Raw genomic sequence first — 26,041 nt, forward strand, 5'->3', positions numbered from 1 at the left:
ATTTTTATTAGATACATTTTTTATTTATTTGTTGTCAATTCGGTGTGCATAATGGTAATAATTGCTGAAAGTAACCTAAGTTTATGATTTTACTGTTTTACGTTCGGTTAACTTACTGTTTGTTGTGCGGTTAATTTGGCCTTTTTTAAACAATTTAAATCCTAGTTTTGTAAATGCAGGTGCTTTTATTATTCCTTAATAACAGATGCGCATACTGTATGAGTCAGTTTTTATTTAAATGTCAGAAAAGCTCGTTGATGATCTTTTCGCTTAATTACGTTTTATTGAAACATATTTGTCAATCTCGCCTTCAAAACGTCCGCCATACGTTAACATCAATAGTCGCTTTTATTATTTCGAGCCTCGTTGTCGGCGCGGCGAGTTTATTTACCGCGTCAAGCGTTGCTGATGATACAGAGCTTTATGTGTTCGAAGCGTCCGCCCGTAATGGCTCGCGCCCGCAGGTGCTGATCATTTTCGATAACTCCGGCAGTATGAGTAATCTTGCCTATGGGGTCGATGCTCCTTACGAGAATAAACGTAATGCTAACTATGCCCAGTCGGGAAAGCTATTTTATAGCCGAGGTTCGGCTGATAATGCTGAGTTACCTAATCCTGCCTCTCAGCGTGAAATGCGTCAGTTTAATGCCGCACTCAATGGCTGTGAAAGCTCGTGGGATTACCTCAATAGGTATGGCACCTTCACTGGTTTCTTTCGTGAGTATGGTTTTTCGGGGGGGACTGGTGCGTGGAAAGAATTTTCTGAACTAAATGGTAGCTCGATAGCTGCTGTCGATTGCTTTGAAGATATCCAAGAGGAAAGACTCGGTAATGCAGCAGGAGAGGCTAACGGTTTACCCGTTGACAGTTTAGGCTCTGCGGCTAAACCCGTTCGGTACACGGCAGTCAATATTCACTCATCCGAGAGTGCTAAGGCAAGCGCGAAGGCAAAGGCGCAGAAAACAGGTTTTGGCTCCGGCAAAGTGGTCACAGTTTATACCGAAGATTATTTAAAATGGCACCATGGTACTAAAAAGAAGGTCAATAAAACCCGTCTAGAGCTGGCACAAGATGCGATTGAAAGTGTGGTTTTAACTACGCCGGGTGTGGATTTTGGTTTAGCTATTTTTAATATGAATGGGCCACGTGATGGTGCGCGTGACGGTGGGCGGATTATCTCTGGGATTAAGACTATGTCCGCCCAAGCCAAAATTGATTTATTGAAAAGGGTCAATCTTATTAGTTATGCCCAAAATACGCCGCTATGCGAAACGCTCTACGAAGCCTATCGTTATTTTGGTGGGCAGGAACAGTATTTTGGCGATGATGATAGCGATTATAATTACTACGATAATTGGGGGCGTTACCAAGGTACCTACAACGCCAGTTCTAATCCCTTTACTGACCCAGCTGCGCTTATTATTGGAAGTAACACGTACAATTCGCCGTTTAAGCCTTGCCAAAATGAAGCGTATATCGTCTATATCACCGACGGTGAGCCGACGCTTGATAACGCGGCCGATGGCATTATTGAGCGTTTAACCAATGGTGTAGGTAAGCATACCTCCAACCCGAAAAGTTATCTCAGTGCGCTTTCTGGCTGGATGCGAACTGAGGATGTGAATCCTAATTTAGCCGGAAAACAAACCGTTAGAACCTTTACCATTGGGTTTAGTGAAGGTGCAGCCAGTGCCGAGCATCTACTGAAGCAAACCGCCGATAATGGCGGTGGTAAGTATTTTGATGCCACCGATGCCAGTCAATTACGTTCTTCATTGCAAACGGCTTTAAATAATATCCTCGAAAAAAATGCCAGTTTTACTTCCCCCTCGGTAGCGAGCAATAACTTCAATCGTACTCAAACCTTTGATTCAGCTTATTACTCTATGTTCTTGCCTAATAAGGGACCAAGATGGCTAGGGAATATTAAAAAATTCAAGGTGACCAGTGACGGTGATATCGTTGATAGCAAAGGAAAAAATGTAATAGGCGAAGATGGCAATATCAAAGCCGATGCTTGCTCCTATTGGACATCTGCTGAAGAATGCGGAAGCAGCGGTGATGGTAACGATGTTAAGCGTGGCGGGGTGCTAGCCGCGATGCAGCAGGCGACTAGTCGCACTTTATACAGTAATTTTGGCAGTGGATTGAGCGCTTTTACTCTGTCAAATGCAGCTCGAAAAGCTGGGGATAATGTGCGTTTAGCCACCTATATGGGGGTCGATGAAACAGAACTCACCGGGCTATTTGACTGGGCGAAGGGAATCGATGTTGATAACGATAAAAATCAGGACTTAAGTACTGCCAGTGGCGCAACCCCAAATTGGCGCGCCGATATAATGGGAGATGCTCTACATTCCAAGCCCTTAGCACTCAATTTTGGTTCTGAAGCTAAACCTGATATCCGAATTCTTGTCGGGACGAACCATGGGTTCCTGCATATGTTTAAGGATGAAGGTGATAGCGTGTCTGAGACTTGGGGATTTATCCCCTATGAGCTACTGCCGAATTTGCGCGATCTCAAGGCTAACGTGCCGACGGGCGTACACTCGGTATACGGTATTGATGGCTCGCCAGTTGCCTACACCAAAATGCAGGGCAAACGGATTGAAAAGGCATGGGTATTTGTGGGAATGCGCCGAGGCGGCAATGCGTATTACGCCCTCGATGTGACCACACCTGATAACCCCAGTTTTATGTGGAAGATAGATGCCAGTTCACCCGGTATGGGCGAGTTAGGGCAATCTTGGTCGACGCCTGTGGTGACGACAATCCCCAGTGCTACTGGCGATAAGCCTGTATTGATTTTTGGTGGCGGATATTCCCCTTCAACTAAAGATGGCGCTGAGATTGGTACTGATGACAGCCGTGGCCGTGGCGTGTTTATTGTCGATGCGCAAACCGGCAGTTTGATCCATCAATTTGGCGGCAGCGGGGCGAACACGCCATTGCCAGGTATTGCCAACAGTATTCCGAGCAGTGTTGCCGTATTAGACGGCAATGGTGATGGTCATACCGATAGAATCTATGCCACAGATATCCAAGGTAATGTATGGCGGATGGATATGCCCTCCGCGAATGTGTCGACCTGGTCGGGATTTAAATTTGCCGCATTAGGGGATAAGAGTTCAGTGGCAGGAGATAGGCGATTCTTTTCTGGGCCTATAGTGGCCCAGACCTTGATCTCCAATACCTTTGAGCTAACTAAAGTCGTTAATGGAACATCGACCAAAGTTGTCACATCACAGAATATTCCTTACGACGCAATTGTTGTCGGCAGTGGCCACAGGGCCAAGCCAAGTGATGTGTCTCGCTCGGATATGTTTTTTGCATTGCAAGATAGAAACATAGTCACTCAATCATTCCAAGGTAAATCAAATCAAAAGCCTGTGCCTAAAACACTACAGTTAAGTGATTTATATGATGTCAGTTCGGCTGCGCCCAATGATCAGGCCAGTGAAATCGTCTTTAGTCAAAAACGAGGTTGGTACTATAACTTCTCTCGTAAAGGCGAAAAGAGCCTGTCGTCTGCGACCATAGTCGGGGGGGAGGTGTACTTCAGCAGTTTTGTGCCTGGTAGTGATGGCTCAGTCAACCAATGTTTGAGTTCGGGTAAGGGCTATCTTTATAAAAAGAATTTGCACAGGGGCACTCGTGGTTACAAAACAGATTATTTGTATGCAGGAGAGTTGGTACTGGATACGCCGCAGTTGGTGATCCCGCCTGCCGAGCAGCCTAAGGACCCGAATGCCAAAGTACCAACGCCAGATATGTTTTTGATTGGTATCGGTAATGCGGTGCCAGATGAGGCGACATGTGAAAGTGGTAACCCTAAGTGTATTGGGGGCGGGCCAACAACGAACAAAATTTATTATTACATCAGTCAATGATGTAAAGAGTTAACGAGTCGAGATGAGTAATAGCCTTATGATGAAATACGGTGCCCTTGGTTTGTTGCTGCTAGCGGGATCCCAATGGTCAGCGCTGGCGACAGAAACTGAGAAGCGACAGGATTACAAATGCTATTTAGAAACGAATCAAGGATTTAAATTGATACGTTTCTCGTGGTTTGAATCTAAGGTGAATGATTATTTACTCAGGTTGCCAGGTACAGAATTACCGCGTTTACCTCGGGATAAGCCGATTCCGCTCTACGCGAAAGCGGTACTTGAATGTGTAAAAAGGAGTGAGCCTTTTATGCTAGAACAGGCAAAGCAAGCCGAGCTTGCGCCCGAGAATCAGGGTTAACTTGGCCTGTGGTATCAACATTGAACATGCCGATGGGATAAATCCTATAGTGACTTATCCCATCGTTTAAGGGGGAAACCCCAGACTCAAAAAGCCAAGGTTTGAGTCTTCATACGTAAAACGTAAGACTGGCACACTTTCAAGAAAGTGGCGTGTTAAGACACTTGTTCATTCAGATACTCAAGCCACTTGCTCTGATGACCGTAAAAACGGCTGTGATTGAGTAAATGCAGATTTCCCTCACTTGTTGTGAGTGCTACTGAAGGGAAACCTTGGGCACCCAGCTGATTCATCAGCGCCCGTGATGCCAAAATGTGCTGGTAAAACGCGTCTTCATTTTGGGCAAATTCCTTCGTAAAGGCAGCGCCATCTATTCCCATTTTTTCCGCTAAAAGATGTAGATTCTGTTCATCGCTGGCGCTTTTGCCATCGCGATAATGGGCGAGTTGCACTGCATGTAGGTAAGCTAGCTCATTGCCCCCTAAGGCTGCAACGGCAAGCATAGCTCTAATGGGGGGCGCAGAATCCAGTACAATGCTGGTATCACGTAATAAGCCTTCATAATAGTTTTCACCAAAGGCTTGTCCGGTTATCGCGGCAATCCGTTGATCATGGGGCATCACATAATCGCGCCATTGGTTATCAATCTGTTTGCGCCTTGGTCCTGTGAGCATGCCACCTGCGTGGAGTTTGATGGTAAATCCGGCAGCGGCTGCTGCATCAAACAGCGGTGCGGCTGCGTAACACCAACCGCACAAGGGATCGATAATGGCATGTAACACGGCCTTAGCTTTGGTGGTGGTATTGATAGTTGGGTTCATCGCAATTATTCCTACAAAAAACAGTCTTTTGTTCTGGCTTTTTGGCTTAAGGGCTAGCCTAAGCGCGAATGTCAGATTGAATGGGGCATGGAGATATCCATGCCCCTATTCCCTTACATTGGCCAGCGCATTTCACCCATGATGACTTTGGCACTGATCTCAAGCCCTGCATCTAAAGGAATTTGTGGGTAGAGCTTGAGCATCTTGGCGATTAAGTCCGCAGAATCTTTTGCTGTTTTGGCTGCCTTTTCAAAGGCATTAATATAATCGCGAGTAAAAGCGATGGCGCGCTTATCAAATCTGGCATCACCGAGATAATGTCCAGGGATAACCTCTTTGGGAGATAAGGCTTCCATCTTTTCTAAATGGGTTAACCAGGCTTTACGCGACTCAACACTTTGGGTATCTGCCATCCAAACATGGGTGTTATCAAACACTTCAACGCCACCAGTGATGGTTTTAGCCGACGGTACCCACAGGAAGGTATGCTTAGGGTGAGCATCCTCTAGCCCTTCTATCAGCACTTGTTCACCGTCGATACTAAAGCGATTGGTGGTGACCACTTTTGGCAGCACTAATTGGCTCGGAGCATTGTCCTTTAAAATCGGTCCCCAGTAGGCGAGCTTGCCGTCCATCGAGGCTTTAATGTCATCGACCGTAGTTTGAGTGGCGACGATTTCGACCTCGGGGAAGTTTTGTTTAATCACATCCAACCCAAAGTAAAAATCCGGATCGCTATGGCTGATATACACCAAGGTAAGCTTTTTACCGCTGGCTTTAATGGTATCCACTAAGGTTTGGGCATCATTTTTTTGAAATTGTGCATCGACCAGCATCATTTCATGTTCACCGCTGATAAAGCTTGAAGACACCGCAAAAATACTGTTTTCGCCCGGATTAAAATGGCTCACTTGCAAAGGTGCTGCCTGAGCAGTAGCCATTCCCGCCACCAGCATGGTTGCGGCTAACTGGGGTTTCAAAGAGGTTAATTTTAGAGCATTCAATAGTGTCATTTCTGTTCTCACTTATTCATTCAAATAGGATTCGGTGATTTGCACTGCTGCAAAAGTGAGCTTAGTTTAGGTTGCAAAAAACGTTAGATAAACACGGATAATTGCGCTTATTTGTTGCATAATTCGGATGAATCAACGTTTGAAACTGATTATTTAGTGCAAGGCAATCAACACAAGGGGCGGATAAACCATGGATAGACTCGAAGCGGCAAAGGTATTTGTGACTATCGTTGAGCGGGGCAGCATGATTGGCGCCGCCGAAGCGTTGGATATGTCTCGCTCTATGGTAACCCGCTATTTAAGTGAGATGGAAGAATGGTCAGGTGCACGCTTACTGCACCGTTCGACAAGACGTTTGAGCCTGACCAGTGCGGGCGAGCAAGTGCTCGATTATTGCCAGCGCTTGCTTGAATTAGCGCAGGAAGTCCCCGCGGTCAGTCATGCCCAAAGTGCCCAACCGCGAGGGTTGCTGCGGATCAGTTGCTCACAATTTATAGCGCATTTACTCCTTCCCACGGTCGTGCGTCCTTACTTAGCCCAACACCCGCAGGCGAGTGTGAACTTTCATGTTAGCAGTCAAACCGTTGATTTAGTTGCCGAACGTATTGATCTTGCCATACGTATCACTAATGAGCTCGATCCTAGTCTAATCGCCAGACGTTTAGGGGAATGTGAGTCCGTGGTCTGCGCCGCACCGCGTTATCTTGCAACCCATTCACTTATTAGCCATCCCGAGGATTTGACTCGGCATAACTGTTTAACCTATTCCTATTTTGGCGATGTGATGTGGCGCTTTACTCAAATTATTCATCCTGATGGTATCGAGGCGGGGCAGCTTTTTAATATTCCCGTAAGAGGTAACTTAAGTGCCAATGATTCTATGGTGGTACTAAACGCTACTTTGGCGGGGGAGGGGATTGCCATGCAGCCCTTGTGGGCGGTTAAACCGCATCTCGACTCGGGGGCATTAGTGCCACTGCTGCGGGAATTTAAACCTCAATCCTTGGGCGTATATGGGGTGTATCAATCCCGTAAACATATGCAGCCCGCCTTAAGAGTGATGATGGATATGCTGGTGGCCTACTTTGCTAGCATGAACCAGCATGAAAATAGTGCCAGCCTAGATTAACGGAAAATCCTCGCTCTAAATTCAATGCAATAAAAAGGAGCTTAACCCTTTCGAGTTAACCTCCTCAGATACACGCTTGCCTAGATTCTAGATTCTAGATTCTAGATTCTAGATTTATTTCGTCATGCGCTTGTATTTCAGGCGGTGTGGTTCAACCACATCGGCGCCATAGGTGTTCTTCAACCACGCTGAGTATTCGGTGTAGTTACCTTCGTAGAAGTTAACTTGGCCTTCGTCGCGATAATCCAGAATATGGGTCGCGATACGGTCTAAGAACCAACGGTCGTGCGAGATCACCATAGCGCAACCTGGGAATTCGAGAATCGCTTCTTCCAGTGCGCGCAGGGTTTCAACGTCTAAGTCGTTGGTCGGTTCGTCGAGGAGCAGTACGTTACCGCCAGCCTGTAACAGTTTAGCTAAGTGAACACGGTTGCGCTCACCGCCCGACAGGGTGCCGATAATTTTTTGCTGATCCGCACCACGGAAGTTAAAGCGGCCCACATAGGCGCGGCTTGGAATTTCCATGTTGTTGATGCGCATGATGTCTTGACCACCAGAGATTTCTTGCCAAATGGTGTTTTTGTCATTCATCGAATCGCGGAACTGTTCAACCGACGCCAATTGCACCGTTTCACCTATCTCAATGGTGCCGCTATCTGGTTGCTCGCTGCCTGACAGCATGCGGAACAGGGTCGATTTACCTGCACCGTTGGCACCGATAATACCGACGATCGCGCCCTTAGGAATCGAGAACGACAGGTTATCGATCAGCACGCGGTCACCGTAGGACTTGGTTAAGTTATTCACTTCGATGACTTTGTCACCTAAACGTGGTCCGGGCGGAATAAACAGCTCGTTGGTTTCGTTACGTTTTTGGTAATCAGTGGTGTTCAGCTCTTCGAAGCGCGCCATACGGGCCTTGCCCTTAGACTGACGGCCTTTCGCGCCTTGGCGAACCCATTCTAATTCTTTCGCAATGGTCTTTTGACGCGCGCTTTCTGCGGCAGACTCCTGCTTCAAACGGGCATCTTTTTGTTCTAGCCATGAAGAGTAGTTGCCTTCCCATGGGATACCCTCACCACGGTCAAGTTCTAAAATCCAGCCCGCAGCATTGTCGAGGAAGTAACGGTCGTGGGTAATCGCCACAACGGTGCCCGAGTATTCCTGCAGGAAGTGCTCGAGCCACGCGACGGATTCTGCGTCCAAGTGGTTGGTCGGTTCGTCGAGTAGCAGCATTTCTGGTTTTTCCAGCAGCAGACGACAAATTGCTACACGGCGGCGCTCACCACCCGATAAGACTTCAATCTTTTCATCCCAATCAGGCAGACGTAGCGCATTCGCCGCACGCTCGAGGATGTTGTCCAGATTGTGGGCGTCCTGCGCCTGAATGATGGCTTCGAGTTCACCTTGCTCTTTGGCAAGCGCGTCGAAGTCCGCATCGGGTTCTGCATAAGCGGCATAGACTTCGTCTAAGCGTTTGAGGGCATTTTTGGCTTCAGAAACCGCTTCTTCAATCGCTTCACGCACGGTTTGCGTTGGGTCGAGTTTGGGTTCCTGTGGCAGGTAACCAATCTTCAGCCCTGGCATTGGGCGTGCTTCACCCTCAATCTCGGTATCGATACCGGCCATGATGCGCAGTAGGGTGGATTTACCTGAACCGTTAAGACCTAACACACCGATCTTAGCGCCGGGGAAAAAGCTTAAGGAAATGTCTTTAAGGATCTGCTTCTTAGGCGGAACAACCTTGCCCACCCGCAACATGCTGTAAACAAACTGAGCCATTTTTCTGCATCTATAAGTGACTAATGATGCGGCTAATTCTACTCGATTGCGCGCCGAACTCAACTCGGCATTGAGGCGCATTCAAGCTAAAACTGTAGGATTTTCATGTTTCAGAGACTGGGATTGTCGGCTCGTTACGAGTAGAATACCGCGCAACCCTACCTACAAGAATTGGCAGCTGGAGTAAGCAATGCTGAAAAAAGATATGAATATCGCAGATTATGATCCGGAACTGTTTAACGCGATTCAGAACGAAACTCTGCGTCAAGAAGAGCATATTGAGCTGATTGCTTCTGAAAACTACACCAGTCCACGCGTGATGGAAGCGCAAGGTTCACAACTAACCAATAAGTACGCCGAAGGCTATCCAGGCAAGCGTTACTACGGCGGTTGTGAGTATGTGGACGTAGTTGAAACCTTAGCGATTGAGCGTGCAAAACAACTGTTTGGTGCGACTTACGCAAACGTACAACCTCACTCAGGTTCTCAAGCAAACAGCGCCGTTTACATGGCATTGTTAAAACCAGGCGATACCGTTTTAGGTATGAACCTCGCTCACGGTGGTCACTTGACCCACGGTTCACCTGTAAACTTCTCCGGTAGACTGTACAACATCATTCCTTACGGCATCGATGAATCAGGCAAAATTGACTACGACGAAATGGAACGTCTGGCGGTTGAACATAAGCCTAAGATGATGATCGGTGGTTTCTCTGCTTACTCAGGTATTGTTGACTGGGCAAGAATGCGCGAAATCGCAGACAAAATCGGTGCTTATCTGTTTGTTGACATGGCGCACGTTGCGGGTCTTATTGCTGCTGGCGTGTATCCAAACCCAGTGCCACACGCTCACGTTGTGACGTCAACCACTCACAAAACCTTAGCAGGTCCTCGTGGTGGTATCATTCTGTCTGCTGCCGATGATGAAGAATTATACAAAAAGCTGAACTCTGCAGTATTCCCAGGCGGTCAAGGCGGTCCTTTAATGCACGTTATCGCGGGTAAAGCGGTAGCCTTCAAAGAAGCTTTAGAGCCAGAGTTCAAAGCTTACCAACAACAAGTGGTTAAGAACGCTAAAGCAATGGTTGAAGTGTTCTTAGAGCGCGGTTACAAAATCGTTTCAGGCGGTACTGACAACCACTTAATGCTGGTGGACTTAATCGGTCGCGACCTGACGGGTAAAGAAGCCGATGCCGCTTTAGGTAGCGCGAACATCACAGTAAACAAAAACTCTGTGCCTAACGATCCACGTTCTCCATTCGTGACCTCTGGTGTACGTATCGGTACGCCTGCGATCACTCGCCGTGGCTTTAAAGAAGCTGAAGCGAAAGAGTTAACTAGTTGGATCTGTGACATCCTCGACGATGCCCATAATCCAGCGGTCATCGAGCGCGTAAAAGGCCAAGTATTGGCACTGTGCGCCCGTTTCCCTGTTTACGGTTAATTCGTTAATTTATCCGAATATATCGGCTAAGTTCACAACAGCTTAGGTCGTTAAGCTTAGGTGGTTAACCTCAGCCGATAAATAGGATAAAATCCCATGGCCGCATTAAGCGGCCATTTTTATTGCTAAAATCGTAGACTTAAACCCGCTCGGTTTAAGCAAGATACAGCGAAAGCCATAGGCTTTATTCCATTCACGGCAGGAGGCTCAATGCATTGTCCATTTTGCAGCGCGACAGATACTAAGGTGATCGATTCCCGATTAGTGGCGGAAGGCCATCAAGTGCGTCGTCGCCGAGAATGCACCGAATGCCACGAACGATTTACCACTTTCGAAGGGGCCGAATTAGTGATGCCACGGGTGATTAAACGTGATGGCACGCGTCAACCCTTTGATGAAGAAAAGCTGCAAGCAGGTATGTTACGCGCGGTCGAAAAGCGCCCCGTGTCCATGGACGAAATCGAGCAGGCCTTAAGTAAAATCAAGTCAACGCTGCGGGCGACTGGCGAGCGTGAAGTGCCATCCGAGATGATAGGCAACTTGATGATGGAACAGTTAATGAGCCTAGACAAGGTTGCCTATATTCGTTTTGCCTCGGTTTATCGCGCCTTTGAAGATGTCTCCGAATTTGGAGAGGCGATTGCGAAACTGCAAAAGTAACGTGGGTTCTCTTAAGTTAGTGCTTAGGTTCGTGCTTAGGTTAGTGCCTCGTTTTGCGCCGTATTCGGGCACGCTTCCTCAAGATTTCATAGGGTTTATATGAATTGGTCAGAACTCGACAACCAGATGATGAGCCGAGCCATACAACTGGCTCGCAAAGGTTTTTATACCACTCGCCCCAATCCTAGTGTGGGCTGCGTTATCGTAAAAGATAATCAGATTGTTGGTGAAGGTTATCATCAAAAAGCTGGCGAGCCCCACGCCGAGGTGCATGCACTGCGCATGGCTGGCGAGCTTGCCCGTGGCGCGACCGCATATGTCACCTTAGAACCTTGTAGCCATTATGGCCGTACGCCGCCGTGTGCCTTAGCGCTGATCAATATCGGTATTAAACGTGTGGTCGTTGCGGTAGAAGATCCTAATCCGCAGGTCGGTGGCCGCGGTATTCAAATGCTGCGCGATGCGGGCATTCAAGTGGATGTTGGTTTGCATCGAGACGAAGCTTACGCTTTAAATCTTGGTTTTATGAAGCGGATGGAATTGGGGCTGCCTTGGGTGACGGTCAAACTGGCCGCGAGTCTCGATGGTAAAACCGCGTTATCAAACGGGGTGTCCAAATGGATTACAGGCCCCGAAGCGCGCCGCGATGTGCAGCGCTTAAGATTGCGCTCATGCGCGCTGATCACTGGGATTGAAACTGTACTAGCCGATGATCCATCCCTCAATGTGCGCTACTCAGAGCTTGGTAGTCTTACCTCGCAATTGAGTGAAGCGCAGGTTTTACAACCGCTGCGAGTGGTTTTAGACAGTCGCGCCCGTATGCCTATCTCGGCTGCATTGTTTGCGATTGAATCGCCGATTTTATTAGTCTCGATAGTGAGCTATTCGTCAGACTTTATGGCGCAATTACCCGCCCATGTGACTTGCCTCCAATTACCGGCGATTGATGGTCGAATCTCGCTACCCGAGCTCTTAAGCTATTTAGGCAAAAGCTGTAATCAGGTGCTTATCGAAGCGGGCGCGACCTTAGCTGGCGCCTTTATTCGCTCAGGATTAGCCGATGAATTAGTGCTATATCAAGCGATGAAAATCCTTGGCGCACAAGGACGTAATCTACTCGAATTACCCGATTATCAAATGATGGCCGATATTCCGATCCTCAAACTGGTCGATGAGCGTAAAGTGGGCGCGGATACGCGTTTTACCTTGAGGCTCGAGTCCAATCCATCTTTAGCGAATAAGTGAGTTAACCATGTTTACTGGGATTATTGAGGCCGTTGGCACGCTGCGAAAGCTTGAACGTAAGGGCGATGATATTCGTTTAACGGTCGCCAGTGGCAAACTGGATTTAAGCGATGTTCGTTTAGGCGACAGTATCGCCACCAACGGTGTGTGTTTGACTGTGGTGCAACAATTAGCCGATGGCTATGTGGCGGATGTCTCAGCAGAAACCGTCAGCCTTACAGGCTTTGCCAACTATAAAGTGGGCACTAAGGTCAATCTTGAAAAGGCCGTCACCCCAACCACACGTTTAGGCGGCCATATGGTCAGCGGCCATGTGGATGGCATTGCCACCGTTGAGCAGCGTTTGGCGCGGGGCCAGGCGATTGAGTTTTGGTTAGCGGCGCCTACGGAGCTGGCTCGCTATATTGCCCATAAAGGTTCTATCACCATCGATGGCGTGAGCCTAACGGTAAACGAAGTCGATGGTCATCGTTTCCGATTAACCATAGTGCCCCATACCGCGGGTGAAACCACATTGGTGGATTTGAAAGCCGGCGATAAGGTGAATATTGAAGTGGATTTAATCGCCCGCTATTTAGAGCGTTTAATGCGCTTTGATACTAAAGAAACCCAAGGCGGTGGGGTGACCATGGAAATGTTAGCCCGTGCTGGCTTTGTGCGTTAGGGCACTGGCACTTAGCTCACTTAGGTATAGAATTTCATAACAACAGTAAAATCATAAAGGTCCTACAATGGCGCTGCACAGTATAGAAGAGATCATCGAGGATATTCGTCAAGGCAAAATGGTTATTTTGATGGATGACGAAGACAGAGAGAACGAAGGTGACCTGATTATGGCGGCCGAAATGGTGACGCCAGAAGCGATTAACTTTATGGCGAAATACGGTCGTGGACTCATCTGCCAAACCATGACTAAAGCTCGTTGCCAGCAGCTAAATCTGCCCTTGATGGTAACCAATAACAATGCACAGTTCTCGACTAACTTTACGGTATCGATTGAAGCTGCCGAAGGCGTAACCACTGGGATTTCGGCCCACGATCGCGCCGTGACTGTTAAAGCCGCCGTGGCTAAAGATGCCAAAGCGTCGGATTTAGTCCAGCCTGGGCATATCTTCCCATTAATGGCGCAGGACGGCGGCGTGTTAACCCGCGCTGGCCACACAGAAGCGGGTTGTGATTTAGCCCGTTTAGCGGGGCTTGAGCCGTCGGGCGTGATTGTTGAGATCCTTAATGAAGACGGTACCATGGCTCGCCGCCCAGATTTAGAGATTTTCTCTGAATTACATGGGATTAAAATCGGTACGATTGCGGCGCTGATTGAATACCGCAACACCAAAGAAACGACCGTTGTGCGTGAAGCAAAATGCAAACTGCCAACCCGTTTTGGTGAGTTCGATATGGTGACCTTTAGGGATACTATCGACAATCAATTACACTTTGCCTTAGTGAAGGGCGAGGTGAAACCTGACTGTTTAGTGCGGGTGCATTTACAGAATACGTTTAACGATCTACTCCATTCTGAGCGCGATCAGCAACGCAGCTGGCCGCTCGAAAAAGCGATGGCGCGGATTTCTGCCGAAGGTGGTGTGTTAGTATTGCTTGGCAATCAAGAACATCCCAGTGAAATCCTCGCCAAGGTCAAAGCCTTTGAGGCGGAAGATCAAGGTCAGACGCCCGTGTCAGCCAAATGGCAAGGTACTTCACGCCGAGTCGGTGTAGGTTCACAAATTCTGGCCAGTTTAGGCGTGACCAAAATGCGACTCTTAAGCTCGCCTAAGCGTTACCATTCACTCTCAGGCTTTGGCCTAGAAGTGACAGAGTACGTGGCTGAGTAACAGGCTAAGCTTTTAATAGGTTCCACTAAGGTAAAATTCACCATTTCTATCATTTGCATAAGGCCGTGGGCAATTGACTGTGGTATCATGTCGCCACTTTTCGCCCCGAGCCGGGTGCTTTAGCTAAATTAGGTAAGAAAATGAACGTAGTTCAAGGTAATATCGAAGCGAAGAATGCCAAAGTTGCGATTGTAATTTCGCGTTTTAACAGCTTTTTAGTAGAAAGCCTGCTTGAAGGTGCACTTGACACGCTGAAACGTTTTGGCCAAGTCAGTGATGAAAACATCACTGTCGTCCGTGTACCTGGTGCGGTTGAGTTACCGCTGGCGGCACGTCGTGTTGCTGCAAGTGGTAAGTTTGACGGCATTATTGCACTTGGTGCGGTAATCCGTGGTGGTACCCCTCACTTTGATTTTGTTGCAGGCGAATGTAACAAAGGTCTAGCTCAAATTGCATTAGAGTTCGATCTGCCGGTTGCTTTCGGTGTATTGACTACAGATACCATTGAACAAGCTATTGAGCGTTCAGGTACTAAAGCGGGTAACAAGGGCGGCGAAGCTGCGCTAAGCTTGCTTGAAATGGTCAACGTTCTGCAACAGCTTGAACAACAGTTGTAATAGTAGGAAAAATAATGAAGCCTTCTGAGCGCCGCAAGGCCCGCCGTTTAGCCGTTCAAGCCATTTATTCATGGCAACTAAGCGGGAATAATATTGCCGATGTCGAGCATGAGTTTTTAACTGAACAGAGTCTCGATGGTGTAGACGTAGCTTATTTTCGTGAGCTATTTGCAGGCGTAGCAACTAAGAAAACCCAATTGGATGAGTTAATCATTCCACACTTAGATCGCCCTATTGATGAGGTGTCTCCAGTGGAGAAAGCCATAGTACGCCTAGCGGCCTATGAGCTGACTTTCCGTAAAGATGTGCCATTTAAAGTTGCCATTAACGAGGCGATTGAATTGGCTAAAGCTTTCGGTGCGGATGAAAGCCATAAGTTTGTTAATGGATTACTCGACAAACTGGTTGCACGTAAGTAATAAGGACAAACGGTATCTTAGGATACCGTTTTTCATTGCTAACAAAGGTGGCCGATGTGAGTCGCGCCAAACTGTACAGTGAAAGAATTCCAGCTTATTGAATGTTATTTCAATCACCGCGGCCCAGCACGCCGTGATGTCAAATTGAGTATTGGCGACGATTGCGCCCTTGTGCAGCCCGCCGAAAACAAGTCGATCGCCATTTCCTGCGATACCTTAGTCGAAAATGTTCACTTCTTCCCCGATATTCCACCTCAAGCCTTAGGTTACAAAGCCTTAGCTGTAAATCTTTCTGATTTAGCGGCAATGGGGGCCGAGCCTGCGTGGATGACGCTTGCACTCACTTTGCCAGAGGTTAATGAGACCTGGCTGAGTGGTTTTAGTGAAGGCCTGTTTGAAGCGGCAGAATATTATGGCATCGCCTTAATAGGTGGTGACACAACTCGCGGGCCTAGGGCAATTAATATCACAGTGCACGGGCAAGTCCCCCATGGTAAAGCCTTGACCCGTCATGGCGCTAAGGCCGGTGACTGGATTTATGTAACGGGTACACTTGGTGATTCTGCGTTAGGGCTGGACTTGATCCGCGGCGTGCAACATGCGCGAGCGGAGCATAAAGAGTTTTTGATTAATCGCCATTATCGACCCACTCCTCGAGTATTGGCTGGGCAATCATTGCGCTCTTTGGCATCCAGTGCCATCGATTTATCCGATGGTTTTATCTCGGATATTGGGCATATCCTCAAGGCATCAAAGGTTGGCGCTGTAGTCGATGTGGGGGCGATTCCTTTGTCGCGCGCGATGCAAGATACCGTGAGCGAAGAACATGCATTAGGCTATGCGCTGACGGGGGGGGAGGATTATGAACTGCTCTTTACCGTGCCTGAGGCACAAAAAGGTGCGTTAGAAACCGCCCTCAGCCATGCTGGTACTAAGTTTGTCCGTGTTGGGCAAATCTGTGCGGGCAGTAAGCTTAAGTTGCAACTTAATGGTGAGCTATTTACGCCACCGTACCACGGTTTTGAGCATTTTTAATGAAGTTGTTATCCCAAGATCAGGCGCTGTCGCGCCTGTCCCTTAAAAATCCTATTCATTTTTTAGCCCTCGGTTTTGGCAGTGGTTTAGCGGCTAAGGCTCCAGGTACTTTTGGTACCTTGGCGGCAGTCCCGCTCTATTTATTATTGGCCCAGTTGCCCTTGAGTTGGTATTTAGCCCTGACCTTAGTGTGCGTACTCGCGGGGATTTATATCTGCGATAAGGCCGCTAAGGACATGGGCGTACATGACCATGGCGCGATTGTATGGGATGAAGTTGCAGGTTTATTGATCACTATGATTGCCGCCCCCGCTGGTATTCTGTGGCTCGCTGTCGGTTTTGTGCTGTTTCGGCTATTCGACATCCTAAAACCTTGGCCGATTCGATGGCTTGATGCCAAAGTTGAAGGTGGTTTCGGCATTATGATAGACGATGTATTAGCAGGATTTTTTGCACTTATTTGTCTGCAAGTAATTGTCTTTATTAGCCAATAATATCTTTAGTTAACCCAAACTAAAGTTCGTTACCCTATAAATGCCAATGCCTTATCTGCTGTAGATAAGGCATTGGTTATAAAGCTTTATTTTCGTTGCGGTGGCTTACTGTATTTTTACTGTAATAGTTCTCGTGCATTGGCGAGAGTGTTAGAAGTAATTGTATCGCCACCAAGAAGTCTGGCTAATTCTTGGATACGTTGCTCCCTATCCAAAGGCATCATAGTGGTTTCTGTACTGCCCGCCTTGTTGAATTTATTCACAAACATATGTTGATGGCCATTACCAGCAACTTGAGGTAAATGGGTTACACAAAGTACTTGAGTCGATTCTCCTAGACTACGCAGCATTCTGCCAACCACAGCAGCGGTCGGGCCTGAAATTCCCACATCCACCTCGTCGAAAATCAGGGTAGGAGTGGCAACCTTTTTTGCAGTAATCACTTGGATGCCTAAACCGATACGCGACAATTCACCGCCAGAGGCTACCCGTGAAATCGGTTGTAAAGGCTGGCCAGGGTTGGTTGTGACCATAAACTCTATATTATCACTCCCATTTACCGACATAATCTCGGGATTAAAATTCACTTCAATGGTGAATTTCCCCTTGGGCATGTTGAGTTCGTGGATAGATTGAGTCACTAACTTATCCAGTTCTTTCGCATAACGGGCGCGGCTCTGGCTCAGTTTTTGTGCGTTCGCTAAGTAAGCGGTTTTACTCGCTTCAACTTGGAGTTGGATTTCCTCTAACTTTGTTTCATCGTCATCGAGGGTTGTGAGTTCCGCTTTTAGTGCCAAATGATGTTCGGCTAATTTGTCAGGGCTAACATGATGCTTACGGGCCAGTTGCATAGCCTTTGAGAGTCGTTCCTCTAAATAGGCAAAATGCGCGGGATCGAGTTCGAGTTTACTCAGGTAATGCTGTAATTCTCCCGCGCTCTCTTGTACTTGAATGAGGGCCTCATTCAACATAGTACTGACATTGGTTAATGCGGGATCATAGCTTTGCAAATTTTCAGCAAGGCTTACAGCCTTGTTAAGCAGTGACTCAATATTGCTCTCTTCGCCATCTGTGAGTAAATATAGGCTGGCTTGGCAGCTATCCACCAGTTCAGTGCCATTGGCGAGGCGTTTATGCTCTTGCTCAATGTCTTCAAATTCACCGACCTTGAGGTCGAATTCATCTAGCTCTTCAACTTGATATTGCACCAGCTGTTTTCGGGCAATACGTTCATGCTGTGAGGCTTCTAATTGCTTGAGTTCGGCTTCGATTTGTTTGCAGCGTTGATAGCTTGCTGCCACTGTGTCTATCAGTAGTCTGTGATTTGCGTAGCTGTCGAGCAAGGTGAGTTGATGCTCACTCTTTAGCATAGCGTGGTGGGCGTGCTGACCATGGATACCGACCAGCAATTGCCCGAGTAATTTCAGTTGAGTTAACGGCACAGGATTGCCATTAATGTAGGCGCGTGAGCGGCCATCACTGCCAATAGTTCGACGCAGAATACACTCATCATCGAGTTCGAGATCGTTATCTTCGAGCCAACGTTTGGCAAGGGGGACATCGTGTAGTGAAAATCGAGCACTGACTTCGGTTTTACTTGCACCAGGGCGAACACTGCTGGCATCGGCACGATTACCTAGGCACAAACCTAAGGCGTCGATGGCGATGGATTTACCTGCACCAGTTTCACCAGTAATGCTGGTCATACCGGGACGAAAATCCAGTTCGAGAAAACGGACGATAGCGAAATTATTGATGCTGAGTTGGCAAAGCATAATGAGTTCCTGTCGAAAAACTTACCAAATCACTGTATTGATAAACAGTATATACTGATTTTATATACAGTAAAGTGGCTTTGGGTAAATATTCGACACATTGCAATAAGCTAGAGTTTAATCGCTTGTTTATGAATAGGTTTTAACAAGTTGCTCTAAAATAGGTAAGCTAAAAAAAGTCACTATAGTGCCAAATAATATCCCCTGCGCACTGGTTGAGGCTTGGGTGTTATAGCGCTGAGCAAGTAAATAGACGCTGGCCGCCGTAGGTAAGGCACTGAGGATTACACCCATCACTAAGTAATCTCCACTAACGCCCACGCTTTTAAGCATGAAGAAAACCAATGCGGGTTGTAGGATTAATTTAAAGAGGTTGATAAGGCTAAGTTCGATAAGATTCGTCAGGCTAAATACCTTGCTATCTTTTTGGTAGCGCATGGCTTTGGCTAATACCATGCCAACGGCAAATAAAGCGCAGGGGCTTGAGGTATTGCCAATTTGTTGGATCATCATGGCTACGCCAGAGGGCAGTGTTATCCCCAATGCCGAAATTGCAATGCCGATAAAGCAGCCGATAACGATGGGGTTTTTAGCGACGGCTAAACACATAATCACTAGGGCATGATGTTTTCTTTGCGTATTGGTAGTGAGCTCAAGCGAAACTAATGCAACGGCAAACATAAGCACGGACAATAAACTGGCTATGGCGGCGGCAACTAGGGCGCTTTGTTGTTCAGGAAATATAATCACCAGCAGCGGAATACCAATAAATGCGGTATTGCCAAAGGTGGCATTGAGGGCGCGAACTGCCGCAATAGCGTGTTGCTTAGGGTTGGCGACAAAGGATATACCAATACAAATGATATAAATCACCAGCATGGCGGCACTGTAGCCTGCGATAAACCGCCATTGCAGAATTTCCTCAATCGGTTGCTGTGCCAGAGCAATCAAGAGAACGGCAGGAAACGCAATATAGTAAACATATTGATTAAGCACTTGGTCGGTTTCTACTGGGAGAAAACGCAGTTTTTGCACAAGTGTGCCGAGCAGCATGATCCCGAAGACGGCAAACAGAGGGGTTAAAATGGTCATATCCCTCACTCATCCTTTTGTGTTTCTTATCCTGTAATACAAGCTTACTGACGCTTAATCTTATTCATGCTGAGCAAGAGCGTCCCAGCGACTATCTCAGCGAATTGACAATAATCGGTGCTAGCACAGTAAATTTATGGGCAAAATAGCATAGGATTAGCCTTCGAGGCTATTGCGCTATGGTCGTAGAAATGAATAATTCTACGTTTAAAACACAATGAGTTAGTGCCTTATACCTATGAGCGGCACTCACGCTAAACGATGGGATTGAACATGGCTGATGATGTTGGCGCTGAGCTGCAGTTAATTTATCTGTTTGTGCATTTGGTGAATGCGGGCAGTTTTTCTCAAGCCGCGAAAGTGCTCGATATGCCTATCGCCACCGTGAGCCGTAAGCTGGCCAAGCTTGAAGAAAAACTCGATAAGCAATTGTTTATGCGAAGTACCCGCAAGCTGCGATTAACCGAGGAAGGTTTAGCGTTATTTCAGCGATATCAGAGTGCGATTGCACAGTTCGATGAGCTCAGTGGCATTGGCAGCGATAAACCTGAAGGCACATTGCGGATAGCTGCGCCAATCTCAATTATTTCAATTATCTTTATTCACGCATTAAACGAGTTTGGCCGTTTATATCCCGATATTCGTTTACACATTTCCCAAAGCAATGAGTTAGTGGATTTAATTGATAAAGGGATTGATGTCGCGATTGTCGGTGGTGCACAGCCTGATTCTTCTTGGGTGTCGAGTACTTTAGGTGAGCTTGATTATCGTTTGTTTGCGACGCCGGAATATTTAGCCCATGCCCCTGAATTGATCCATCCCGATGATCTTGAAAACCATCAGTTGATCAAAGTTTGGCCGCTGTTTAATTGGCATTTAAAGCATCCTAATGGCGAGTCTTTCTATTTTAATGGCCCAACAAAACTCACGCTCACGGATCTCCATGGCGCGATTCAGGCGACCTTAGACCATGGTGGTATTCTGTATGGGCCAGAATTATTTGTAAAACAACAGATTAAAGAAAGGCGTTTAAAAGTGCTCTTACCGGAATGGATTGGCGAACAACGTAGGATTTCGATTCTATATCACCAACGTAGTCAGCAACCGCTGAAAGTGAAGGTGTTTATCGAGTTTATGCAATCCAAAGCGCCCGAACTTTTTTCAATGGCTTAAGATTAACGTTTACGGGGTTTTAAAGTATTTTGGCTCATGGAGTTTTGCGTTTGCTTAGCATCTTGCAGGCTCGCGCGGGTGGCGGGCACAATCCCAAGCTCACGGTAATAATTCACTAAACGGCGTAATTCAAATAGAGAACCAATACGGTTTTGCCCGCCTATGGTGAGTTTCCAGGTATCGGTACGGCCTTCGCTATTGGTTAAAATAAAACCTTGATAAACAATTTTTTTCATTTTGAATGGGTTATAGAGTTAACTCTATCCTCCGGTGATTCAAACCCGTCGTTGATGCTACCTAAGCAGTAAAAATGTTAGGTAACATCACCGGATTTTCAAGGCAACTGAAGATATAAACCCTAGACCTTAAACGGGTTTATTATGCGACGCTGATCCCGATATTCGATACACCCGCTTCGATAATCTCTTTGCGTAAACCCTTCACTAATTCGGCAGTGATCTTAGGGTTTTCTTCGATAATTTCCAGCAGGATATTTTGTAGCGCGCGCTCTTCTTCCATCACTTCATGGGCGAAGACGTAGTCATCTAAGGCATCATCGGTTAACTCTACATCGCTGATAGTCTCGATATAGTTCGCCACAGTGCTTGAGGATAACTTGCTGATATTGGTTATATCTTCCTCAAGGTTGGTTTGAATCGCCCCAAGCAAAGTGGAAAGTGCAACCACGGCATCCATTGCTGGGTATACGCCATAGCTATCAAAATCGACAGGATCTGGGGTGTTATCTTCTAAGCGTTGCAGATGCACATCGATGTTGAATTTCAGCTTATTGTCGTACTGGGATTGCCAAAGAAGCTCGAGCACAGTGCTTAATACCGCAGGATCACCAAACTCACAAACCTCTGAAAACAGTTGATAGTTAGGCAACATTCGTTGGCAAAGGGCAATGGCAAAGAGTTTTTTCTGTGGTAGTTCTAGCGCTTTTAAACGCTTAAAGAAGCCCGTTTTTTTGGTCATCTGTTATTTCCGCTGATAGCTGTGATAGCACTTGTTTTGCCGCCGATTCTACCTTAGTTAGCTCATCAAGTAACTCTAGTATTTCCGGTTCGAGATCCTCGACACGGGCATCACGTTTCAATGCCGATTCAATCTCTTGGCATAATCGCTGTGTGGTCGGCACCCCGCAATAGCAACTGGCACCATGAAGTTTATGAATAGTGCTGAGCATCGTGGTTTGATCGTTTTGACTCAGTGCCGTCTCTATCGCCGAGACCGTTTGAGGTAACGATTCCAATAACATGCGTAGCATATCTAAGGCTAGGTCAGACTTATGGTTAGCTTGGGTTAAGCAAAGATCCCAGTTGAGGGTATGTAAATCAAAGTGAGTGAATTTGGGCCGAGTAATCCAGCGGTTAATCTCTGCTTTAAGTGCGGCTTCATCTATGGGTTTGGGCAAATAACCATCCATGCCACTACCTAAAATTAGCTCACGTTCCTCGGCAATGGCATGGGCGGTCACGGCAATAATCGGCGTATTGCGGTTCATCGACCCTTGGCGAATTTGCTTGGTCGCACTGATGCCATCGGTGCCCGGCATCTGGATATCCATAAAGATAAGATCAAAAGTGCGAGTCTTCGCCTGTTTTACCGCTTCTTCACCGCTATTGACGGCGATAACGGTAGTGACTAGTTCGTTAAGCAGCGTATCAATCAGTTTTAAATTGGCGAAGTTATCGTCCACCGCTAATACGGTAAGCGATTGGCGTGCCGCTGGAACTGTAATACTTGCGGGTGGTAATAGGTCATATTCCATTGGTGGATAGAGCATATTACGCGCCAGTTGGTGCTCGCTTACTGGCAGAGACAATACCACGTCAGCATTGGGGCGAATAAACTGACTTAACATGTCTTGCTCTTGGCAGTCGAATAGCACGACTAAACAATCTGTTTTTGTCTTGGCTAGATTTAACGTACTCACCAGTTGATTGGGATTGCTAAATCCATGGCAACTTAATAACACATAATCAAACGGATGCTCAGTCGTTGATAGGGTTGTCTGCAAACTAGGAATATGTTGATGATGAGTGACCTTAGTATCCCACTGTGTTAGTTGGCGACTAATCACTGAATGGGTGAGCACTCTGGGCTCATAAAAGAGCACGGTTTTATCTTTCAGTTTTTCAAGCGGTAGCGAATCACCAATTTGGAATTGACCAAGGCCTAATGGTAGGGTGAACCAGAAGTTAGAGCCCTTATCCACCGAAGAGGTAAAGCCAATTTGGCCGCCCATTTGATTGACGAGGCGTTTGGTGATGACTAATCCAAGCCCTGTTCCGCCAAAGCGGCGGGAAATCGAGGAGTCCGCTTGACCAAAGGCTTGGAACAGGAAGTCTTGCTGACTTTCATCAATCCCAATCCCGGTATCGATAACATCACAGCGCAGTACCACTTGTTCATCGGTCTGCGCTTGTAATTCTAATTTAACCAGTACGCTGCCTGAGTCGGTAAACTTGATAGCATTGCCCACTAAGTTATTGATAATTTGACACACACGCATGGCATCGCCATTAACGTTGTCGGGGACATTCGGCGCAATATCAACCACTAACTCAAGCCCTTTGGCCTGCGCGCTACCGGAGATTAAGGTGATAGTTTCACCCAAGGTTTCCCTTAAACCAAATGGCATGCTTTCTAGCACCATTTTACCGGCTTCGAGTTTAGAGAAGTCGAGGATATCGTTGATAATCGCCAGTAGGTTAGTCGCGCTGCGCTCAATGGTATTAATGTAATCGACTTGGCTCGAGTGCAGCGGGGTTTTAACGAGCTGACGGGCAAAACCAATCACACCATTAAGCGGTGTTCGCAGTTCATGGGACATATTCGCCAAAAACTCTGACTTAATGCGGCTGGCTTCTAACGCGCGTTTTTTGGCTAAATCGAGCTCGACGTTTTGGATCTCAATCTGCTCTAAGGTTTCTCGCAGATCCGAGGTCGCCTGATCGATATTTTGCTGCATCTCATCGTGGTATTCCGATAATGATCCTGCCATGGCATTAATGCCGCGTTTTAGCAGATCCAGCTCGCCGATAAGATTGCCTTCGAGCCGCGCATCCAGTTTACCCTCACGGATTTTGGCGACCACCCGCACCATTTCGGTAATCGGCTGGGTGACGTTTTTAACCAGACGAAAGGTAAACAACAGGTTCAATTGCACCCCTATCAACACGATAATAAAGGCGGCCACGGCGGCTCTGTGTTGCTCTAGCAAGGCGCGTTCTTTATTGATAATTACCGAAATATAGCCGAGCAACTCGCCATTATCGGTTTGGATATCAAAATTTGCAGGCTCGCCACCCGTAGGCTGAGCGGTTGCAAAGATCGGTGTGCGTAGAATAAGGCTGTCGCCTACATGTTCAATTTCGGTTTTATGCAGATTGGTTAGCGCCTCTTTGTAGCGCATGATCTCGAAATCTTTATGGTAGTGCGATGTGACAAAGAGTTGATTATGGATATCAAAAATCGCAATCGATTTAACCAGCGTGGATTTATTGAGTTGGGCTGCGGCAAGGAGTCTTTTTGTTGCTTCCCTATCATTACCGACCAGTCCCACTTCGCTGGCAATCGCTAAAGGCTCGATAATATTACTGCCCTGTTCAATCAGCGTATCTTCGAGTTCATAGAAGCGATTTATGGTAAAGTAGCTGCCCAGCAGAATACCGACTAAGATCGTCGGCGCAAGCGCAAGCACCAGAACCCAGGAACGTAAGCTGTATTTGGTCATGTTGTTGACAGGGTTCATAGCCGCAGCGCAGTTTCCTAAGTTCTAGGGACGATATAATTTTATAAGACTGCCAGAAAAAGGGCGGTCTTGACCAGTTTTTTATTGATTTAGAGGCCGAAATGGCACAATTTTTTAAAGCAAAACCAAATAGTTCCAAGCAATTGTCCACGAAGCAATCCTTTAGCGTGCAACAGCTCGATCACCTTGGGGCAGGTATAGCACAACATCAGGGAAAAGTCGTATTTATCCCCGGCGCCTTGCCCAGTGAAACTGTGCAGGCGCAGCTGACCGAACAAAAGAAAAACTATGCCCGAGCCAAGCTGATTAAAATCGAGACGCCAAGCGCTGAGCGAGTCACGCCGTTATGTCCACACTACCAAAGCTGTGGTGGCTGTGATTTGCAGCATATGTCATTAGCTGGCCAGCGTGAGCATAAGTCGGCGGCCTTGATTGATATTATGGCCAAATTTGCTGGCGCCGAAGGCAACTCAGTGCCCGCATTGACCGGCGAAGGCTGGCACTATCGCCGCCGCGCACGCCTTGCGACCCTATTTGATAAAAATACCAAGCAGTTAAGCCTTGGGTTTCGTGCCTCGAGCAGCAACCAAGTCGTACCTATTGATAGCTGTTTAGTCTTGGCTAAGCCCTTAGCGGATTTAATCGCCCCGTTTGCTAAGTTACTTAATCAACTTGCGGCCAAATCGAGTCTTGGGCACTTAGAATTGATTGATGCCGACAATGGTCATTTTGCGGTAATTCGGATCACTAAATCCTTAAATGATAAGGATATGGCAAAGCTTGCGCAGTTTGCCGAGCAGCATCAAATCCATATTTGTTTGCAGGATAACAACGGCGAGTTCCATGGGGTGAATGGCTCGCTGTTATTGCCCGTCTATCAGCTGCTCGATGATAAAGCCGATGCAACGCCTGTGAGCTTAACCTTTACCCCTGGCAACTTTGTGCAAGTCAATGCGCAAATTAACAAGGCCATGGTGGCGCAGGCGTTAGACTGGTTAGCACCGCAGCCGGGTGAGCGCATTCTCGATCTCTTCTGTGGTATGGGGAACTTCAGTTTGCCTTTAGCTAAACTGGGCGCCGAAGTGATTGGGGTTGAAGGGGTGCCAGAAATGGTTAGCCAAGCCCGTGAAAACGCGGCGGCAAATGGCTTAAGCAATTTAACCTTTTACCATGGCGACTTAAGTGCCGATTTATCCTGCGAGCCTTGGATGGGTAAGATTGATAAATTGCTACTCGATCCAGCACGCGCGGGTGCATTTGAGAGTTTGCAATGGCTTAAGAAGATGAAACCCCGCCAAGTGGTGTATGTGTCTTGTAATCCGGCGAGCTTAGCCCGCGACAGTGCGGTGTTGCTCGAACGTGGCTACAAGTTACAAAAGTTAGGCTTAATTGATATGTTCCCACAGACACATCATATCGAAGCCATGGCGTTGTTTGAGCTTGCAAAATAAGGCTTATCGGTCGGGCAAGGTTGCTTCACTTGCCCGTGTTATTTGAGT

Annotated in this window: 22 protein-coding genes; 14 read left to right on the forward strand and 8 right to left on the reverse strand. The window is 47.2% G+C overall.

Features of this window, described 5'->3' with window-relative positions; genetic code table 11:
- Positions 1 to 257 precede the first annotated feature (257 nt).
- Both MMG82_RS06830 and MMG82_RS06835 read left to right on the forward strand, forming a co-directional pair.
- A complete protein-coding gene (locus MMG82_RS06830) occupies positions 258 to 3,890 on the forward strand; it encodes a PilC/PilY family type IV pilus protein (protein WP_241406663.1) in 3,633 nt (1,210 codons plus the stop codon).
- 22 nt (positions 3,891 to 3,912) lie between these two features.
- Positions 3,913 to 4,248, forward strand: coding sequence for a TapY2 family type IVa secretion system protein (locus tag MMG82_RS06835; protein WP_172588004.1), 336 nt, complete (start codon positions 3,913 to 3,915; stop codon positions 4,246 to 4,248).
- A gap of 155 nt (positions 4,249 to 4,403) precedes the next feature.
- Here the strand turns inward: MMG82_RS06835 and MMG82_RS06840 are convergent, their stop codons facing one another.
- The gene (locus tag MMG82_RS06840) at positions 4,404 to 5,069 is read right to left on the reverse strand and encodes a DsbA family protein (RefSeq protein ID WP_172588005.1); all 666 of its coding nucleotides are present in this window, start codon (positions 5,067 to 5,069) and stop codon (positions 4,404 to 4,406) included.
- Between the two features lie 113 nt (positions 5,070 to 5,182).
- Positions 5,183 to 6,082 carry an MBL fold metallo-hydrolase gene (locus MMG82_RS06845; RefSeq protein ID WP_172588006.1) on the reverse strand — a complete coding sequence of 300 codons (900 nt, stop codon included), beginning with the start codon at positions 6,080 to 6,082 and terminating at the stop codon, positions 5,183 to 5,185.
- Between the two features lie 190 nt (positions 6,083 to 6,272).
- Here MMG82_RS06845 and MMG82_RS06850 point away from each other — a divergent pair, with 190 nt between their 5' ends.
- On the forward strand, positions 6,273 to 7,211 hold the full coding sequence (locus MMG82_RS06850) for a LysR family transcriptional regulator (protein WP_172588007.1): 939 nt from the start codon (positions 6,273 to 6,275) through the stop codon (positions 7,209 to 7,211).
- A gap of 114 nt (positions 7,212 to 7,325) precedes the next feature.
- Here MMG82_RS06850 and ettA read toward each other — a convergent pair whose 3' ends face one another.
- Positions 7,326 to 8,993, reverse strand: a complete 1,668-nt coding sequence (ettA, locus tag MMG82_RS06855; protein ID WP_172588008.1) for an energy-dependent translational throttle protein EttA — start codon at positions 8,991 to 8,993, stop codon at positions 7,326 to 7,328.
- 190 nt (positions 8,994 to 9,183) lie between these two features.
- Between ettA and glyA the strand changes: the two genes are divergently transcribed.
- The 9 genes from glyA to MMG82_RS06900 all read left to right on the forward strand — a co-directional run bounded on the left by glyA (position 9,184) and on the right by MMG82_RS06900 (position 16,742).
- Positions 9,184 to 10,437, forward strand: coding sequence for a serine hydroxymethyltransferase (gene glyA, locus MMG82_RS06860; RefSeq protein WP_055648585.1), 1,254 nt, complete (start codon positions 9,184 to 9,186; stop codon positions 10,435 to 10,437).
- Between the two features lie 210 nt (positions 10,438 to 10,647).
- Positions 10,648 to 11,097, forward strand: a complete 450-nt coding sequence (gene nrdR / locus MMG82_RS06865; RefSeq protein WP_011073317.1) for a transcriptional regulator NrdR — start codon at positions 10,648 to 10,650, stop codon at positions 11,095 to 11,097.
- 99 nt (positions 11,098 to 11,196) lie between these two features.
- Entirely contained in the window at positions 11,197 to 12,342 is a 1,146-nt protein-coding gene (gene ribD, locus MMG82_RS06870; RefSeq protein WP_241406664.1) for a bifunctional diaminohydroxyphosphoribosylaminopyrimidine deaminase/5-amino-6-(5-phosphoribosylamino)uracil reductase RibD, read from the forward strand.
- Between the two features lie 7 nt (positions 12,343 to 12,349).
- Entirely contained in the window at positions 12,350 to 13,006 is a 657-nt protein-coding gene (locus MMG82_RS06875; RefSeq protein ID WP_011716201.1) for a riboflavin synthase, read from the forward strand.
- Positions 13,007 to 13,073: 67 nt separating this feature from the next.
- On the forward strand, positions 13,074 to 14,177 hold the full coding sequence (gene ribBA, locus MMG82_RS06880; protein WP_099457670.1) for a bifunctional 3,4-dihydroxy-2-butanone-4-phosphate synthase/GTP cyclohydrolase II: 1,104 nt from the start codon (positions 13,074 to 13,076) through the stop codon (positions 14,175 to 14,177).
- A 140-nt stretch (positions 14,178 to 14,317) separates the two neighbouring features.
- The gene (ribE, locus tag MMG82_RS06885; RefSeq protein ID WP_011073313.1) at positions 14,318 to 14,794 is read left to right on the forward strand and encodes a 6,7-dimethyl-8-ribityllumazine synthase; all 477 of its coding nucleotides are present in this window, start codon (positions 14,318 to 14,320) and stop codon (positions 14,792 to 14,794) included.
- A 14-nt stretch (positions 14,795 to 14,808) separates the two neighbouring features.
- On the forward strand, positions 14,809 to 15,213 hold the full coding sequence (nusB, locus tag MMG82_RS06890) for a transcription antitermination factor NusB (RefSeq protein ID WP_011073312.1): 405 nt from the start codon (positions 14,809 to 14,811) through the stop codon (positions 15,211 to 15,213).
- 78 nt (positions 15,214 to 15,291) lie between these two features.
- Complete coding sequence (gene thiL, locus MMG82_RS06895) at positions 15,292 to 16,248, forward strand: thiamine-phosphate kinase (protein WP_047534785.1); 957 nt, start codon at positions 15,292 to 15,294, stop codon at positions 16,246 to 16,248.
- Positions 16,248 to 16,742 (forward strand): phosphatidylglycerophosphatase A, encoded by a 495-nt coding sequence (locus MMG82_RS06900; RefSeq protein ID WP_037421119.1) that lies wholly within the window; start codon positions 16,248 to 16,250, stop codon positions 16,740 to 16,742. The genes thiL and MMG82_RS06900 overlap by 1 nt, the downstream gene beginning before the upstream one ends.
- A gap of 116 nt (positions 16,743 to 16,858) precedes the next feature.
- On the opposite strand, the gene recN is transcribed toward MMG82_RS06900, so the two are convergent.
- Together recN and MMG82_RS06910 are read right to left on the reverse strand one after the other, a co-directional pair.
- Complete coding sequence (gene recN, locus MMG82_RS06905) at positions 16,859 to 18,517, reverse strand: DNA repair protein RecN (RefSeq protein ID WP_037421122.1); 1,659 nt, start codon at positions 18,515 to 18,517, stop codon at positions 16,859 to 16,861.
- Positions 18,518 to 18,646: 129 nt separating this feature from the next.
- A complete protein-coding gene (locus MMG82_RS06910; protein WP_241406665.1) occupies positions 18,647 to 19,609 on the reverse strand; it encodes an AEC family transporter in 963 nt (320 codons plus the stop codon).
- 273 nt (positions 19,610 to 19,882) lie between these two features.
- On the opposite strand from MMG82_RS06910, the gene lldR reads away from it, so the two are divergent.
- A complete protein-coding gene (lldR, locus tag MMG82_RS06915) occupies positions 19,883 to 20,782 on the forward strand; it encodes a LysR family transcriptional regulator LldR (protein ID WP_240293114.1) in 900 nt (299 codons plus the stop codon).
- A gap of 2 nt (positions 20,783 to 20,784) precedes the next feature.
- Here lldR and MMG82_RS06920 read toward each other — a convergent pair whose 3' ends face one another.
- From MMG82_RS06920 to barA, 3 genes are all read right to left on the reverse strand, one after another.
- On the reverse strand, positions 20,785 to 21,018 hold the full coding sequence (locus MMG82_RS06920) for a DUF3319 domain-containing protein (protein WP_047534791.1): 234 nt from the start codon (positions 21,016 to 21,018) through the stop codon (positions 20,785 to 20,787).
- A 142-nt stretch (positions 21,019 to 21,160) separates the two neighbouring features.
- Positions 21,161 to 21,760 carry a YjaG family protein gene (locus MMG82_RS06925; protein WP_241406666.1) on the reverse strand — a complete coding sequence of 200 codons (600 nt, stop codon included), beginning with the start codon at positions 21,758 to 21,760 and terminating at the stop codon, positions 21,161 to 21,163.
- Positions 21,735 to 24,542, reverse strand: coding sequence for a two-component sensor histidine kinase BarA (barA, locus tag MMG82_RS06930; protein WP_172589566.1), 2,808 nt, complete (start codon positions 24,540 to 24,542; stop codon positions 21,735 to 21,737). Before barA ends, MMG82_RS06925 begins: the two co-directional genes overlap by 26 nt.
- Positions 24,543 to 24,643: 101 nt before the next feature.
- On the opposite strand from barA, the gene rlmD reads away from it, so the two are divergent.
- Entirely contained in the window at positions 24,644 to 25,993 is a 1,350-nt protein-coding gene (gene rlmD, locus MMG82_RS06935; protein ID WP_241406667.1) for a 23S rRNA (uracil(1939)-C(5))-methyltransferase RlmD, read from the forward strand.
- Positions 25,994 to 26,041 lie beyond the last annotated feature (48 nt).

Origin of the sequence: Shewanella sp. MM_2022_3, assembly GCF_022557375.1 — a bacterium.
Taxonomy (GTDB): Bacteria; Pseudomonadota; Gammaproteobacteria; order Enterobacterales; family Shewanellaceae; genus Shewanella; species Shewanella xiamenensis.